Consider the following 13,759-nt stretch of genomic DNA (forward strand, 5'->3'; position numbering starts at 1 on the left):
CACAAGGAGATTCCCATGCTGGATTGGCTGCAATACCGCAAGGAACTGCTGGGCCGGATTGGCGAAGTCGGCAAGCTCAGCCCGGATACGCTGAAGGGGTACCAGACCCTGACCGGTGCCGGCCAGAAGACCGGCCACCTGGACGCGAAGACCCGCGAGCTGATCTCGCTGGCGGTGGCGGTCACCACCCGCTGCGACGGCTGCATCACGGTGCACGTGGGCGAAGCGCTGAAACACGGGGCGACCCGCGAGGAAATCGCCGAAGCGCTTGGCGTGGCCGTGGCGATGAATGCCGGTGCGGCGCTGGTGTACTCCGCGCGCGCGATGGACGCGGTAAGCCAGCACAGCGGCGGCTGAGTCCGCCCGGCGCGGATTCCGCCGACGGCCACGTACAATGCCGCCACTGTTTCAAGGTGGAAGGGATGACGTGACTGCTGGCGGATTCTTCGCGGCCGCGCCGGATGCGGCGCTGGCGGCCCTGTTCGTGCCGTTCGACTCGGGCGAGTTGCGTCTGCCGGCGGACGGTCGCGCGCTGTTCCTGCGCGGTCGCGCCGGGATGCGCCTGCGCGAGATGGCGCAGCCCGGCTGGCTGTGCGAGCAGGGTTTCCTGCCGTTTGCCGACGAACTGGGCCGCAACGGCCTGCACGTGGGCGAACCGGCGGCCGATGAAAAATTTCCACTGGTGCTGCTGCTGCCGCCGCGCCAGCGCGACGAGGCGCGCGCCCTGTTCGCCCGCGCGCTGCATTACCTGGCGCCGGGCGGCACGGTGCTGGCCGCGATGCCGAATGCCGAAGGCGCGAAGTCGGGCGAAGCGGACCTGGCGAGGCTGGCCGGCGCCGTGCAGCACCTGTCCAAGCACAAGTGCCGCGCGTTCTGGAGCACGCCGCAGCCGGCCGACGTCGACCAGGACCTGCTGGCCGAATGGCTGGCGCTGGACGCGCCGCGCACGATCGTCGGCGGCTACGTCAGCCGCCCCGGCCTGTTCGCCTGGGACCGCATCGACCGCGCCTCGGCGCTGCTGGCGGAGCACCTGCCGGCGGACCTGCACGGCCGCGTGGCCGATCTCGGCGCCGGCTACGGTTATCTTTCCGCGCAGGTCATCGCACGTTGCCCGCGGGTCGACGCACTCGACCTGTACGAGGCCGAAGCGCGCGCGCTGGAGCCGGCGCGGCTCAACCTGGCGCGGGCGCAGCGCGAATGCGGACGCGACGTGGCGGTGGCGGTGCACTGGCACGACGTGACCCGCGGCCTGGCGCAGCGCTACGACGCCATCGTCAGCAACCCGCCGTTCCACCAGGGGCGTGCCGACCTGCCCGAACTGGGCCGCGCGTTCATCGTCAGCGCGGCCGAGGGGCTGCTGCCGGGTGGCCGGTTGCTCATCGTGGCGAACCGGCATCTGCCGTACGAGGCCGTGCTGGCCTCGCGTTTCCATGAAGTGCGCACGCTGGCCGTGCGGGAAGGGTTCAAGGTGATCGAGGCGGTCGGGGTGCGCGGATGAAATTGGTCAAGTTGATCGCGAACCTGGGCTACGGCAGCCGCAAGGACGTGACCCAGCTGTTCCGCGCCGGCCGCATCACCGACGCCGCGGGCGAGGTGCTGTATGCCGACGACGTGGTGCCGTACGAGACCATCCGCGTCGACGACGAACCGCTCGATCCGCCGCCGGGGCTGACCCTGATGATGAACAAGCCGCTCGGCGTCACCTGCTCGCGCAAGGATCCGGGCCGCGTGGTGTATGACCTGTTGCCGCCGCGCTACAACGTGCGCTCGCCCGCCCTGTCCAGCGTGGGCCGGCTCGACCGCGATACCTCGGGCCTGCTGCTGTTCACCGACGACGGCGCGCTGCTGCACCGGATCATCTCGCCCAAGGCGCAGGTGACCAAGGTCTACGAGGCGACCCTGGCGCAGGACCTGCGCGGCGACGAAGGCGAGTTGTTCGCCAGCGGCAGCCTGCTGCTGGAGTCGGAAACCGAGCCGCTGGCGCCGGCCGCGCTTGAAGTGCTGGGCCCGCGGCATGCCCGGCTCAGCGTCACCGAGGGCCGCTACCACCAGGTGCGCCGCATGTTCGCCGCTGCCGGCAACCACGTCGAGACGCTGCAGCGGGTTTCGATCGGCGCGCTCGCGCTGGGTGGGTTGCCGCTGGGCGAATGGCGCGCGCTTGATGCCGGCGAGGTTGCGAAAATCTTCGCGTCGTAGGGCGGTGCCAGTCCCTAAGACGCCTCGGTCACGAGCGCAACTACAGCATGTGCACCGCAGTGGGAATCGTGGCGCCGAACCATTTGTGCCGCTCGTCGCGGCAGCTCGGGCTGCCCATCGCGAACTTGCGGCAGATGGTGGGGCGGTCTTCGTAGATGGTGCAGCCGGAGGTATTCGGGTTGACCGCGGCGCACCAGCCGTCCTCGCCCTTGGCCAGGGTTTCCATGCCGTATTCGTCGCGGGCGACCAGCCACGTGGGCACGTGGTCTTCGGGCATCAGGACCACGGTGAGGCGGCAGCACACGGCTTCGCAGGTCGTGCATTGCACGCTGGGGTCGACGCTTTCGGCGTAGGGGTCGGGGATATTTTTCACTCGTCAGTGTGGCAGCTTCACCCGACGCGAATGTGAAGCCCGGGTTGGATTGCCGTGTTCAATCCGTACCGTCGCGCCACAACGCCTGCCAGCCGTCGGTGCCCAGCCGTTGCAGCGTCTTGATGTTGCGCAGGTAGATGCTGTCGGTGTCGCTCATCGTTTCCATCGCGCGCTCGATGCTGGATTCGCGCAGCAGGTGCAGTGTGGGATACGGCGAGCGGTTGCTGAGGTTCTCGACGTCGTCCGGCGCGCTGTCGGCGAATTGGTAGCGGGGATGGAAGCTGGCCACCTGCCACTCGCCTTCCAGCCCCAGCGTCTGCACGGCGGCGTCGGCCACGTCGAGGAAGTCGTTGTAGTCGAGGAAGTCGCCGAGCACGAACGGGTGGATCAGCAGGCCGGTCTCGCATTCGTCCGGGGTCAGCGCGTTGAGCGACTGCAGTTCGCCGCAGAGGTCGTCGAGCAGCGCGTCGGTGTCGTGCGCATGGCTCACCCGCAGGCGCAGCTTGCCCTGCACGTGCGGCGCGCGGGCGAACGGGCACAGGTTCAGCCCGATCACCGCGCGTTCCAGCCAGCGCGTGGTGGCGGCGAGATAGGGCGCGTCCTCGGGCCGCGCGTCGGCGTTGAGGTCGTTGGCGGACATCGGGTTCATGCGGTTTTCGCGAGGGTGCGGCAGCCGACTATAGCGGCTGGCTGGCGCACCGGCGTGTGCATGCCGTGCCGATGCCTACGGGTTTGCGCCGGGGTGCGCGGGAACGTTCAGGTGCCGATACGGGAACCGCCTTCGCAAACCTGATTTAATGGCGACCCTCGACACGGGGAGCTCGCCGCCCCGACCAAGCCCCGCCGGATCGGCGGCGGCCGTGCCCTTGAACAGGATTCGCTCGTGGACGGTTTGACCCCAACGACCGCAGATGCCTTGCACGGCGAGAGCCGCGGGTACTCCGAAGTCGAGGGTGGCATGGTTGCGTGCGGCGTGCCTGCGCGGCAACAGGCCCCTGCCGAAGCGGGCATGAAAAACGGTTCGGGCAGGCATCCGGCCACGGGCCACGTGACAGTACGTGGCATCCCTCGGGAGCCGGGCCGCGTGTATCTGATGGCGCCGGCGCGCTGGAAATCCGGGGGCTCATCGGCCGGTCGCCGGTCGACCGCCCCGGCCATTCCGATGCCGGCGCCTGCGCAGTGGGCCCATTCACGGGCCGCACCCAGCCGGCTTCCCCCGAGCGCACCGCGGCCGGCGCCGGCCGCGGAACGCTGGCTGCTGCCTCCCACATGGCCGCTGGATGGATGGCACGCGAGCGCAGTCGCCGGTTTGCGCCGGCTCGCCGACGCCCGGATCGTACCGTGGGCGAGGGCGCATCGGCGCAGGCTTGCGGCAGGGGTTGCGATGGGCGCCCTCGCGGGCGCTGCCCTGGTGTTGCTGCGCATCGGCATGCCGCACCCCGGCGCGGGATCAACGCCGGCCAGGGCGGTGGTTGCCACATCGGCAAGGCCCGCATCTGCCATGCGTGCACCGTCCTTGCCGGCCAGGCCTGCGCCGGCGTTGGCTCCGGCAAGCGCGCCAACGGTTTCGTCGGCAGCCCGCTCCGAACCGGCCGAAACCGGCCGCAAGCTGTTGTCCGACGTCAGCACGATGGACCTGATGATGCCGATCGAGGAGCCCGACCTGGACATCACCTCGCGGCAAAGCCTGTGGTCGCAGATCGGCAAGGCTTCCGGCGTCGATCCGCTGCTGCTGTACAGCGTCGCCCTGGTGGAATCGAAGGCGTTGTACCCGGATGGCAAGGTCGCGCCCACGCCGTGGCTGTTCCGCGTCGACGATCATCTGGTGCGCGGCGAGCGTCGCGACGTGCAGCTGGCGATGGCAGAGGCGAGCCAGTTCGGTTCGGCCGTGCAGGATGTCGGCATCATGCAGGTCTACTACCCGATGCACCGCGACGCGGTGCGCGATCCGCTGACCCTGCTGAATCCGCGCACCAACATCACCGTGGCCGCGAAAATCCTGCGCGACGGCATGCGCCAGACCTGCGACCGGGTGCTCGGCGTGGGCTACTACCACAGCCACACGCCGACCCTGGCCAGGGACTACGGCACCGCCGTGCTGACCGTCTACCAGCGGCTGAAGGCGATCCATCGTCCGGCGCGCCGCGGGCAGGCCGTGGCGCGCTAGCCGTCCGGAGCACGCGCGCCGCATTCCGTGGCCCGGCCTTGCATCGCGCCGATGGCGCCCGGATATAGGCTGCAGTCCTGCGAGGCACCCTGATGTTCGATCTTCGTTTCGACAATGCGTTCGTGCGCGAACTGCCCGGCGATCCGGAGCAGGGCGCGCGGCTGCGCCAGGTCGACGGCGCGCTGTACTCGCGGGTCGACCCCACGCCGGTGGCGGCGCCGCGGCTGCTGGCGCATTCGGCCGAGATGGCGGCGACCCTGGGTTTCAGCGCAGAGGACGTCGCCACGCCCGAGTTTGCCCAGCTGTTCGGTGGCAACGCCCTGCTCGACGGCATGCAGCCGTATGCGGCGAACTACGGCGGGCACCAGTTCGGCAACTGGGCCGGGCAGCTCGGCGATGGCCGGGCGATTTCGCTGGGCGAGGTGATCAATGCGACCGGCGAACGCTGGGAGCTGCAGCTGAAGGGCGCCGGGCTGACGCCGTATTCGCGCGGCGCGGACGGTCGCGCGGTGCTGCGTTCCTCGGTTCGCGAATTCCTGTGCAGCGAGGCGATGCATCACCTGGGCGTGCCGACCACGCGCGCGCTGAGCCTGGTCGGCACCGGCGAGGCGGTGCTGCGCGACATGTTCTACGACGGCCATGCCGCGCCGGAACCGGGCGCGATCGTGTGCCGCGTGGCGCCGTCGTTCATCCGCTTCGGCAATTTCGAGCTGCCCACCTCGCGCGGCGACATCGCGCTGCTGCGCCGGTTGGTCGAGTTCACCATCCGCCGCGATTTCCCGGAGCTCGGCGGGGAAGGCGAGGCGCTGTACGCGGCGTGGTTCACCCAGGTGTGCGAGCGCACCGCCACGATGATGGCGCACTGGATGCGCGTGGGTTTCGTGCACGGGGTGATGAACACCGACAACATGTCGATCCTCGGCCTCACCATCGATTACGGTCCGTACGGCTGGGTCGACAACTACGACCCGGACTGGACCCCGAACACCACCGACGCGCAGCGCCGCCGCTATCGTTTCGGCCAGCAGCCGAACGTGGCGTGGTGGAATCTCAGCTGCCTGGCCGGCGCGCTGGCGCCGCTGTTCGACGGCGTCGAGCCGCTGGAAGCCGGATTGCAGCATTACGCCGCCGTGTATGCCGCCGCCGACCGCACCAACACCGCCGCCAAGCTGGGCCTGGCCGAATGCCGCGACGACGACGTGGCGCTGATGCAGTCGCTGCAGGCGCTGATGCAGCAGGCCGAGATCGACATGACGCTGTGGTTCCGCGCGCTGGCCGAGGTGGACGTGCAGGCGCCCACGCTGGCGCCGTTCAGCGAGGCGTTCTACGACGAGGCGAAGCGGCGCGTGGCCGAGCCGGCGCTCGACGGCTGGCTGGCCCGCTACGCGGCGCGGCTGGCCGACGATCCGCTGTCGCCGGCCCAGCGCCGCGAGCGGATGCGCCTGGCGAACCCGCGCTACGTGCTGCGCAACTACCTGGCGCAGCAGGCGATCGACCGCGCGGAGCAGGGTGACCCCAGCGGTATCGCCGAGCTGCTCGAGGTGATGCGCCACCCCTACGACGACCAGCCCGGCCGCGAGGCGTTCGCGCAGAAGCGCCCGGACTGGGCGCGGCACAAGGCCGGTTGCTCGATGCTGTCGTGCAGTTCCTGAAAACACGAAGACCGGCATGGCCGGCCCTCGCGTTACGGAACTGGTGCCCTCGAGACGATTCGAACGTCCGACCTGCCCCTTAGGAGGGGGCCGCTCTATCCAACTGAGCTACGAGGGCAGCGGCGGGATTTTCGCATGGATCACGCGGCGGTGCGATTTTGTTGCCCCTCCCCCTGCTTGCAGGGGGAGGCTGGGAGGGGGTTGCGCAGGGTTGCCGGAAATAAAGATCAAAAGCGACCCCACCCCGACCCTCCCCTGCGTTGCAGGGGAGGGAGTCCCTTGCCCGCCCCTGCTAGAATGGGCAATTCCCGCTTTCCCTTCACGGTGCCCACGGGCGCCGCAAGTCCAGGAGACATCCATGTCCCATGCAATCCTCAATGCGCTTGGCCTCGCTGGCGAGCAGTCCGGCAGCTACCTCGGCCAGGGCGAATGGTCGAAGACCACCGACGCCGGCGCGCTGCAGCCGGTGAACCCGGCGACCGGCGAAGTGCTTGGCACCGTGCATGCGTCCAGCGCCGCCGATTACGAAGTGATCGTCCAGCGCGCGCAGGAAGCGTTCAAGGTGTGGCGCACCACCCCGGCGCCGCGTCGCGGCGAAGCCGTGCGGTTGTGCGGCGAGGCGCTGCGCAGGCACAAGGATGCGCTGGGTTCGCTGGTCGCGCTGGAGATGGGCAAGATCAAGCCCGAAGGCGACGGCGAAGTGCAGGAGATGATCGACATCGCCGACTTCGCGGTGGGCCAGAGCCGCATGCTTTACGGCTACACCATGCACTCGGAGCGCCCGGGCCACCGCATGTACGACCAGTACCATCCGCTGGGCCTGGTCGGCATCATCAGCGCGTTCAACTTCCCGGTCGCGGTGTGGGCGTGGAACGCCATGCTGGCCGCCATCGCCGGCGACATCTGCATCTGGAAGCCGTCGCCGAAGACCCCGCTGTCGGCGATCGCCACCATCCGCATTTGTAACGAGGCGCTGAAGGCGGGTGGCTTCCCCGACCTGTTCTTCCTGTTCAACGACGCCGGCAGCGACCTGGCGCAGGCGTTCGTCGACGACAAGCGCATTCCGTTGATCAGCTTCACCGGCTCGACCAAGGTCGGCCGCATGGTCGGCGAGCGCGTCGCCCAGCGCATGGGCCGCTCGCTGCTCGAACTGGGCGGCAACAACGCGATCATCGTGGACGAGACGGCCGACCTTGCGCTGGCGATCCCGGGCATCGTGTTCGGCGCGGTCGGCACCGCCGGCCAGCGCTGCACCACCACCCGTCGCGTGTTCGTGCACGAGTCGATCCACGACAGCGTGGTCGACACCCTGGTCAAGGCGTACAAGCAGGTCGAGGGCAAGATCGGCGACCCCACCCTGGCCACCACGCTGATGGGTCCGCTGAACAGCCGGGAAGCGGTGCAGGGCTATCTCGCCGCGATCGAGAAGGCCAAGGCGGCCGGCGGCACCGTCGCCACCGGCGGCAAGGCGCTCACGGATCGGAAAGGGCACTACGTGCTGCCGACCATCGTCACCGGGCTGAAGAATGCCGACGAGGTGGTGCAGACCGAGACGTTCGCGCCGATCCTCTACGTGATGCCGTTCAAGACGCTGGACGAGGCGATCGCGATGCAGAACGACGTGCCGCAGGGCCTGTCCTCGTCGATCTTCACCACCAACTTGAAGGCGGCTGAGCAGTTCCTGTCGGCGGCGGGTTCCGACTGCGGCATCGCCAACATCAACATCGGCACGTCCGGTGCGGAGATCGGCGGCGCGTTCGGCGGCGAGAAGGAAACCGGCGGCGGTCGCGAGTCCGGTTCGGATGCATGGAAGGTGTACATGCGCCGGCAGACCAATACCATCAACTACTCGGACGCGTTGCCGCTGGCGCAGGGCATCAAGTTCGACTTCTGATGAACCGGCTGCGGGCGGTTCGCCGCCCGCAGCTGACGACGATGCATGACGGCGCTGATCCACCACCTCGACATGAGTGAGCGATCCGATGAGCTATCAACCGTCTTACCGTCCGGGCACCGGCACCAGTTCGCTGGCCGTGGTGAGCCTGGTGTTCGGCATCCTGGCCTGGTGCGTGCTGCCGTTCGTGGGCGCGATCGTGGCGATCATCTGCGGCCACCTGGCGCGCAGCGAGATCCGCCGCAGTCCGCCCGATGCCCGCATTGAGGGCGACGGCATGGCCGTGGCCGGGCTGGTGCTCGGCTACGTGCAACTGCTGCTGGGCGTGCTGCTGATGTTCGTGGTCATTGCTGCACTGATCTTCGGTTTCGCCTTCTCGAACTGGCATTGATGCCGCGCATGCCTTTTGAATTCACCGGGTATCGCATCGTCGTCGCCGGCGGCAGCCGCGGCATCGGCCGCAGCATCGCACTGGGCTTCGCCGAAGCTGGCGCGGCCGTGTCGATTTGCGCCCGCGGCGTGGCGGCACTGGAGGAAACCCGCCAGGCGCTCGCTGCCCACGGCGTGCCGGTGCATGCGCAGAGCTGCGACCTGGCCGACGCCCGCGCCATCGACGCCTATGTGGCGGATGCGGCTGCCGCGCTGGGCGGCATCGACGTGCTGGTCAACAACGCCAGCGGCTACGGTTTCGACGACGGCGACGAGGCGTGGAGCGCCGGTTTCAACGTGGACCTGATGGCCGCAGTGCGCGCGTCGCGCGCGGCCTTGCCGCACCTCAAGGCCTCGCCGCACGGATGCATCCTGCACACCAGCTCGATCGCCGCGTTCCGCCCGCGCGCGAACGGCGCGGCGTATGCGGCGGTGAAGGCGGCGCTGAGCCAGTACACCACCTCGCAGGCGCTGGCACTGGCGGAACATCGCATCCGCGTCAACGCGATCGCGCCGGGTTCGATCGCGTTTGCCGATGGCCTGTGGGAGCGCCGCAAGCTGGAACAGCCGGAGCTCTACAGCGCCACCCTGGCGAAGATCCCGTTCGGCCGCTTCGGCAAACCGGAGGAGATCGCCCACGCCGCGTTGTTCCTCGCCTCGCCGTGGGCAGGCTGGATCACCGGCCACACCCTGGTCGTCGACGGCGGACAGATGCTCCATGGCTGACGAGAAGAGTGCTTCCCTGCAGTCCACCGCGCGCTTCAGCGACCGCGTGGACGACTACGTGCGCTACCGGCCGGACTATCCGGCAGCGTTGCTGGACTGGCTGCAGCGCGAGCAGGGCGTGGACAGCGGCTGGCGGGTGGCGGACATAGGCGCCGGTACCGGCATCTCCTCGAAGCTGTTCCTCGACGCCGGCTATCGGGTGACCGCGGTGGAACCGAATGCGCCGATGCGTGCCGCCGCCGAACGCTGGCTGCAGGCGTACGCGGGCTTCGATGCGGTCGACGGCGGCGCCGACGCCACCGGCTTGCCCGACGCCAGCGTGGACCTGGTCGCCGTGGCGCAGGCGTTCCATTGGTTCGACGAGGACGCGGCGCGGCGCGAGTTCGCCCGCATCCTGCGCCCGCATGGACTGGCGGCGATCTGGTGGAACTCGCGCCGGCTCACCGGCACCCGTTTCCTGGAAGGCTACGAGGCGCTGCTGCTGGCCTATGGCACCGACTACACCAGCGTGGCCGAACGCTACGCCGACGACGCGCGCATGCGCGCCTGGTTCGGTACAGGCTTCCGTGGCGCGGCCCGTTTCGAACACGCGCAGCAGCTGGATTTCGAGGCCTTGCGCGGACGCCTGATGTCGTCTTCGTATGCGCCGAAGGCAGGCCATCCCCGGCACGAACCGATGCTGCGCGCGCTGCGCGAACTGTTCGACAGCTGTGCCGAAAACGGCACGGTAAGCTTCGATTACGACACCCGCATCTTTGCGGGCCACCTGGCCTGATCCATGTACGACATCCTGCGCCCGCTGCTGTTCAAGCTCGATGCCGAGACCGCGCATCGCGCCACCTTGTATGCGCTGGGCGTGGCCCAGCGCAGCGGTTTTTCGCAGTGGATCGCCAGGCCGCCGGCGGACCTGCCGACCAAGGTGTTCGGCATCACCTTTCCGAACCCGGTCGGGCTCGCCGCCGGCCTGGACAAGAATGCCGAACACCTGGACGCGCTCGACGCGCTGGGTTTCGGCTTCATCGAGGTGGGCACGGTGACGCCGAAGCCGCAACCGGGCAACGACCGGCCGCGCCTGTTCCGGTTGCCGCGGCACGAGGCGATCATCAACCGCATGGGCTTCAACAACGCCGGCGTCGACGCGCTGGTGCGCAACGTGCAGCAGTCCAGCTACCACGGCGTGCTCGGCATCAACATCGGCAGGAACAAGGACACGCCGAACGAGAAGGCGGTCAGCGACTACCTGCTCTGCCTGACCCGCGTGTACGAGCTGGCCAGCTACGTCACGGTGAACATCTCCTCGCCGAATACCCAGGGCCTGCGCGACCTGCAGGAAGAGGCCACGCTGCGCCGCTTCATCTCGGTGCTGCGCGAGGCGCAGGAGCGGCTCGGCTCGCAGCATGGCCGACGCAAGCCGATGCTGCTTAAGATCGCGCCGGACCTCGGCGAGGCGGAACTGGACGCGATCGCCGAAGTGCTGCTGCATACCGGCATCGACGGGGTGATCTGCAGCAACACCACGATCGACCATGCGGCGGTGGCCGACGATCCGCACGGCAACGAAGTCGGCGGGTTGTCCGGCAAGCCGTTGTTCGACCGCTCCACCGCGGTGCTGAGCGGCATGCATCGGCGCCTGCAGGGCCGCGTTCCGCTGATCGGCGTGGGCGGCATCCTCGATGGCAGCGATGCCGCCGAGAAGATGGAGATGGGGGCCTCGCTGGTGCAGCTCTATTCCGGCCTGATCTATCGCGGGCCGCGGCTGGTCGCCGAGTGCGTGAACGAAATCCGCCGCCAGCGCGAGGACGCCGATGCCGTCTGAACGTATTCACATGCCTGCAGAGCGCACGGACATGGGCGGTTACACGCTCACCGAAAACGCCTCGCTGGCGACGCGCAACACGTTGCGCGTCGACGCGCGGGCGAAGCTGTTGGCGGAGATCCGCGACGCCAGCAAGCTGCCCGAGCTGCTCGACTTTCCCGCGCTGCGCAACGCTCGCCTGCTGGTGCTGGGCGAGGGCAGCAACCTGCTGTTCACCGGCGACTTCGACGGTACCGTGCTGGCCATGGCCACCCGCGGCGTGCAGGTGGAAGGCGACGGCGCCAGCGCGCGCATCGCGGTGGCCGCCGGCGAACGCTGGGACGACTTCGTGCGCTGGACCCTCGGGCAGGGCTACGCCGGCCTGGAGAATCTCATCCTGATTCCCGGCACCGTCGGCGCCGCACCGATCCAGAACATCGGCGCCTACGGCTGCGAGGTGGCCGAATTCGTCGAGAGTGTGGAAGCGTGGGATACCCGCGAACGCCGCGTGGTGACGCTGGACCGCGCCACCTGCGCCTTCGGTTACCGCGATTCGCTGTTCAAGCACGAACCGGGCCGCTACATCGTCACCGCCGTGCGCTTCGTGCTGCCGCGCAGCCGTCCGCTGCGCACCGACTACGCAGGCATCGCCGAGGAGCTGGCGCGCATGGGCGTGGACAAACCCGCGCCGTTCCACGTCGCCGAGGCGGTGGTGCACCTGCGCACGCGCAAGCTGCCCGATCCCGCGGTGATCGGCAATGCCGGCAGCTTCTTCAAGAACCCGATCGTCGATGCGGCGCTGGCCGACGCGCTGAAGCGCGAATACCCCGCGCTGGCCGCCTGGTCGCAGCCCGATGGCCGCAGCAAGCTGTCCGCCGCGTGGCTGATCGAAGCGGCCGGCTTCAAGGGCCTGCGCGACGGCGACGCCGGCATCTCCAACCGCCACGCGCTGGTGTTGGTCAACCACGGCAAGGCGACGGGGCCGCAGCTGTGGGCGCTGGCGCAACGGGTGATGCACGGCGTGCGCGAGAAGTTCGGCGTGCAGCTGGAGCCGGAGCCGGTCGTGGTCGGCGCGCACTGAGTTTCTGTTGGCGTGCGCGGTTTTTTTGTAGGAGCGCACTCCGTGCGCGATGCTCTTGCTGTGTTCAGAGCGAAGAGCTTTCGTGCGCCGGTGGCGCCCGAGTTACTTAATGACTCGCCCTCCGAAGGAGGACGAAAGCTGTTGCTTTGGAACAACAAAAGGCAAAGCGAAGCTACGCGTGAGCCCGCTTCTCGATATCCGGCAAGAACACCGTGATTAACCCCATCAACGGCAGGTACGCGCACAGCCGGTAGACGTATTCGATCCCGTGCACGTCGGCCAGTCCGCCGAGCACGGCGGCGCCGATGCCGCCCATGCCGAAGGCCAGGCCGAAGAACAGCCCCGAGATCATGCCGACGCGGCCGGGCAGCAGTTCCTGCGCGTAGACCAGGATCGCCGAGAACGCCGAGGCCAGCACCAGGCCGATGATCACCGTCAGCGCGCCAGTCCACATCAGGTTCGCGTGCGGCAGCAGCAGGGTGAACGGCGCCACGCCGAGGATCGACACCCAGATCACCCACTTGCGCCCGATCCGGTCGCCGACCGGACCGCCGATCAGCGAGCCGGCGGCCACCGCGAACAGGAACACGAACAGGTGCACCTGCGCGCTCTGCACCGACACGCCGAATTTGTGGATCAGGTAGAAGGTGTAATAGCTGCTGAGGCTGGCCAGGTAGAAATACTTGGAGAAGATCAGCAGGCCGAGGATCGCCAGCGCGCCGATGATCTGCCTGCGCGACAGCGCCATCGCCGCGAGGTGCCGCGCCGCCGACTTGCCGCGGGTGGTGTGGTGATGGCTGTACCAGCGGCCCACTTGCAGCAGCACCACGATCGCCAGCAGCGCGGCGAGCGAAAACCACGCCACGCTGCCGCGCCCGTGCGGCACGATGACCCACGCGGCCAGCAGCGGTCCCAGCGACGAGCCGGTGTTGCCGCCGACCTGGAACAGCGACTGCGCCAGGCCGTGCCGTCCGCCGGACGCCATCCGCGCCACCCGCGAGGATTCCGGGTGGAACACCGACGAGCCGGTGCCGACCAGCGCGGCGGCGAGCAGCAGCACCGGAAAATTCGGCGCGGTGGCGAGCAGCAGCAGGCCGCCGAGGGTGAAACCCATGCCGACCGGCAGCGAGTACGGCATCGGCCGGCGGTCGGTGACCGTGCCGACCAGCGGTTGCAGCAGCGAGGCGGTGAGCTGGTAGGTCAGCGTGATCAGGCCGACCTGCGCAAAGTTGAGCTGGAAGTCGTGTTTCAGGATCGGATAGATCGCCAGGATCAGCGACTGGATCATGTCGTTGAGCATGTGCGCGAAGCTGATCCCGCCGAGCACCGCGAACTGGGTGCGCTCCGTGGCGGGTGTTCCGGTCGGCGACGGAATGGCGGCGGGGGACAGCGGGGCGCTTTCGACGCGGGTCTGCATGGGCGTTCGATCGACAGGGCGGGTTCGGC

Annotated in this window: 14 protein-coding genes and 1 tRNA gene; 11 read left to right on the forward strand and 4 right to left on the reverse strand. The window is 68.8% G+C overall.

From position 1 onward, the window contains the following. Window positions 1-15: 15 nt before the first annotated feature. The 3 genes from KK131_RS12640 to KK131_RS12650 all read left to right on the forward strand — a co-directional run bounded on the left by KK131_RS12640 (window position 16) and on the right by KK131_RS12650 (window position 2,196). The gene (locus KK131_RS12640) at window positions 16-357 is read left to right on the forward strand and encodes a carboxymuconolactone decarboxylase family protein (protein ID WP_214557078.1); all 342 of its coding nucleotides are present in this window, start codon (window positions 16-18) and stop codon (window positions 355-357) included. A 70-nt stretch (window positions 358-427) separates the two neighbouring features. Beyond that, window positions 428-1,498: a class I SAM-dependent methyltransferase gene (locus tag KK131_RS12645; protein ID WP_214557079.1), complete on the forward strand. Its 1,071-nt coding sequence runs from the start codon at window positions 428-430 to the stop codon at window positions 1,496-1,498. Further along, window positions 1,495-2,196, forward strand: coding sequence for a pseudouridine synthase (locus KK131_RS12650; RefSeq protein ID WP_214557080.1), 702 nt, complete (start codon window positions 1,495-1,497; stop codon window positions 2,194-2,196). The genes KK131_RS12645 and KK131_RS12650 overlap by 4 nt, the downstream gene beginning before the upstream one ends. 40 nt (window positions 2,197-2,236) lie before the next feature. On the opposite strand, the gene KK131_RS12655 is transcribed toward KK131_RS12650, so the two are convergent. Further along, window positions 2,237-2,569 (reverse strand): YkgJ family cysteine cluster protein, encoded by a 333-nt coding sequence (locus KK131_RS12655; protein ID WP_214557081.1) that lies wholly within the window; start codon window positions 2,567-2,569, stop codon window positions 2,237-2,239. 58 nt (window positions 2,570-2,627) lie between these two features. Then, window positions 2,628-3,218: a DUF1415 domain-containing protein gene (locus KK131_RS12660; protein ID WP_214557082.1), complete on the reverse strand. Its 591-nt coding sequence runs from the start codon at window positions 3,216-3,218 to the stop codon at window positions 2,628-2,630. 852 nt (window positions 3,219-4,070) lie between these two features. Between KK131_RS12660 and KK131_RS12665 the strand changes: the two genes are divergently transcribed. Continuing rightward, window positions 4,071-4,736 carry a transglycosylase SLT domain-containing protein gene (locus tag KK131_RS12665; RefSeq protein WP_214557083.1) on the forward strand — a complete coding sequence of 222 codons (666 nt, stop codon included), beginning with the start codon at window positions 4,071-4,073 and terminating at the stop codon, window positions 4,734-4,736. Window positions 4,737-4,828: 92 nt separating this feature from the next. After that, on the forward strand, window positions 4,829-6,388 hold the full coding sequence (locus tag KK131_RS12670; protein WP_214557084.1) for a YdiU family protein: 1,560 nt from the start codon (window positions 4,829-4,831) through the stop codon (window positions 6,386-6,388). A 41-nt stretch (window positions 6,389-6,429) separates the two neighbouring features. Here the strand turns inward: KK131_RS12670 and KK131_RS12675 are convergent. Continuing rightward, window positions 6,430-6,506, reverse strand: a tRNA-Arg gene (locus KK131_RS12675). Window positions 6,507-6,746: 240 nt separating this feature from the next. Between KK131_RS12675 and KK131_RS12680 the strand changes: the two genes are divergently transcribed. The 6 genes from KK131_RS12680 to murB all read left to right on the forward strand — a co-directional run bounded on the left by KK131_RS12680 (window position 6,747) and on the right by murB (window position 12,313). Continuing rightward, the gene (locus tag KK131_RS12680) at window positions 6,747-8,282 is read left to right on the forward strand and encodes an aldehyde dehydrogenase family protein (protein ID WP_214557085.1); all 1,536 of its coding nucleotides are present in this window, start codon (window positions 6,747-6,749) and stop codon (window positions 8,280-8,282) included. Window positions 8,283-8,370: 88 nt separating this feature from the next. After that, window positions 8,371-8,673 carry a DUF4190 domain-containing protein gene (locus tag KK131_RS12685; protein ID WP_214557086.1) on the forward strand — a complete coding sequence of 101 codons (303 nt, stop codon included), beginning with the start codon at window positions 8,371-8,373 and terminating at the stop codon, window positions 8,671-8,673. An 8-nt stretch (window positions 8,674-8,681) separates the two neighbouring features. Then, window positions 8,682-9,437, forward strand: coding sequence for an SDR family oxidoreductase (locus tag KK131_RS12690; protein WP_214557087.1), 756 nt, complete (start codon window positions 8,682-8,684; stop codon window positions 9,435-9,437). Beyond that, window positions 9,430-10,212 (forward strand): class I SAM-dependent methyltransferase, encoded by a 783-nt coding sequence (locus KK131_RS12695; protein ID WP_214557088.1) that lies wholly within the window; start codon window positions 9,430-9,432, stop codon window positions 10,210-10,212. Before KK131_RS12690 ends, KK131_RS12695 begins: the two co-directional genes overlap by 8 nt. Window positions 10,213-10,215: 3 nt before the next feature. Beyond that, window positions 10,216-11,253, forward strand: coding sequence for a quinone-dependent dihydroorotate dehydrogenase (locus KK131_RS12700; protein ID WP_214557089.1), 1,038 nt, complete (start codon window positions 10,216-10,218; stop codon window positions 11,251-11,253). A gap of 31 nt (window positions 11,254-11,284) precedes the next feature. Then, window positions 11,285-12,313, forward strand: a complete 1,029-nt coding sequence (gene murB, locus KK131_RS12705; RefSeq protein ID WP_214557385.1) for a UDP-N-acetylmuramate dehydrogenase — start codon at window positions 11,285-11,287, stop codon at window positions 12,311-12,313. 172 nt (window positions 12,314-12,485) lie between these two features. Here the strand turns inward: murB and KK131_RS12710 are convergent, their stop codons facing one another. Further along, window positions 12,486-13,730 carry an MFS transporter gene (locus KK131_RS12710; RefSeq protein ID WP_345777252.1) on the reverse strand — a complete coding sequence of 415 codons (1,245 nt, stop codon included), beginning with the start codon at window positions 13,728-13,730 and terminating at the stop codon, window positions 12,486-12,488. Window positions 13,731-13,759 lie beyond the last annotated feature (29 nt).

This window comes from Rhodanobacter sp. LX-99, from assembly GCF_018599185.1.
Taxonomy (GTDB): Bacteria; Pseudomonadota; Gammaproteobacteria; order Xanthomonadales; family Rhodanobacteraceae; genus Rhodanobacter.